Source organism: Streptomyces inusitatus (genome assembly GCF_014651115.1).
Taxonomy (GTDB): domain Bacteria; phylum Actinomycetota; class Actinomycetes; order Streptomycetales; family Streptomycetaceae; genus Streptomyces; species Streptomyces amakusaensis.
Genome location: NZ_BMWG01000073.1, coordinates 1 through 1726, shown reverse-complemented (window position 1 = coordinate 1726; position 1726 = coordinate 1). Strand labels below are relative to the sequence as shown.

Here is a 1726-nt window from a genome sequence, read left to right as displayed (position 1 = left end):
TGAAGTTGCGGATCAATTACCGTCCGGATCTGTTCTCGGCGGGTGAGGCGCGGGGGCTTCTGGACCGGCTGTTGCGGTTGCTGGGTGAGATGGCGGCTGCTCCGGATGCTCTGTTGAGCCGGGTGGAGGTGTTGGACGAGGCCGAGTTCGGGCGGGTGGTGTCGGAGTGGAACGACACGTCGCGTCCGGTGCTGGGTGAGTCGTTCGTGGAGCTGTTCGAGGTTCGTGCGAGTCGTTCGCCGGACGTGGTCGCGGTGGTCGGTGAGGGGCGTGAGTGGTCGTACGGGGAGTTGGACGCGGCTGCTGATCGGGTGGCTTGTGGTCTGGTGGCTCGTGGTGTGGGTCGTGGGGACCGGGTCGGTGTGGTGATGGAGCGGTCCGTTGATCTGGTGGCGGTGCTGCTGGGTGTGGCGAAGGCGGGTGGTGCGTTCGTTCCGGTGAACGCGTCGTGGCCGGCCGCTCGTGCGCGGGTGGTGCTGGAGGACGTCGCGCTGATCGTCGCGGACCGGGAGATGCCGGACGCGTCGGTGGACGTGGTTCCGGTGGGTGTGCTGCTGGATGGTCCGGACCGTGGGGCTGCCGGGGTCGCGATCAGCGGTAGTGATGTGGCGTATGTGATGTATACGTCGGGGTCGACGGGTGTGCCGAAGGGTGTGGAGGTTCCGCATTCGGCGGTGGCTGCGTTGGTGTCGGATTCGTCGTGGAGTGAGGCGGCGCGGGGTCGGGTGTTGTTGCATTCGCCTCATACGTTCGATGCGTCGACGTTTGAGTTGTGGGTGCCGTTGGTTCATGGCGGGTGTGTGGTGGTGGCTCCTGCGGGGTTGGTGGACGGGGAGGCGCTGGCTGGTCTGGTGGGTGTTCATGGGGTGACGGGGATGTTCATGTCCTCGGGGTTGTTCGGTGTGCTGGCGGAGGAGTCTCCGGGGGCTCTGGCGGGTGTGTCGGATGTGCTGACCGGTGGGGATGTGATGGCTGCCGGTGCGGTGGCGGCGGTGCGTGGGGCGTGCCCGGGGTTGACGGTGCGTCATGTGTATGGTCCGACGGAGACGACCGTGTTCGTGACGGTGCATACGGTGGAGCCGGGTGCGGTGGCGGCGGAGGTGCTGCCGATCGGGCGGCCGATGGACAACACGAAGTTGTTTGTGCTGGACGAGTTTCTGCGTCCGGTGCCGGTGGGCGTCAACGGTGAGTTGTATGTGTCGGGTGCTGGGCTGGCGCGAGGCTATGGGGGGCGTCCGGGGTTGACGGCTGAGCGGTTTGTGGCGAGTCCGTTCGAGGTGGGTGTGCGGATGTATCGCACGGGGGACCTGGTGCGGTGGACGGCCGGGGGTGAGGTGGTGTTCGCGGGGCGTGCGGATGCGCAGGTGAAGATCCGTGGGTTCCGTGTGGAGCCGGGTGAGATCGAAGCCGTCCTGGCCACTCATGAGTCGGTGGGTCAGGTCGCGGTGGTGGTGCGTGAGGACCGGCCGGGTGACAAGCGTCTGGTGGCGTATGTGGTCCCCGCCGCGACTCCCGCTGCTGGTGTGGATGCGGTGGTGTTGCGGGAGTTTGTGGGGGAGCGGCTGCCGGAGTTTATGGTTCCGGCTGCGGTGGTGGTGTTGGACGCTCTGCCGTTGACGGTGAACGGGAAGCTGGACCGGGGTGTGCTGCCGGTGCCGGAGTTCGCTGGTGGGACGGCTGGTGGCCGTGGTCCGGCGACCCCGGTGGAGGAGGTTCTGTGCGGGCT

General features: G+C 67.3%; 1 protein-coding gene. It reads left to right on the top strand.

Translation table 11 applies throughout. From position 1 onward, the window contains the following. Positions 1 to 1726, top strand: a 1726-nt coding sequence (locus tag IE247_RS33860; RefSeq protein ID WP_190127210.1) for an amino acid adenylation domain-containing protein, incomplete at both ends; no start/stop codon positions are given.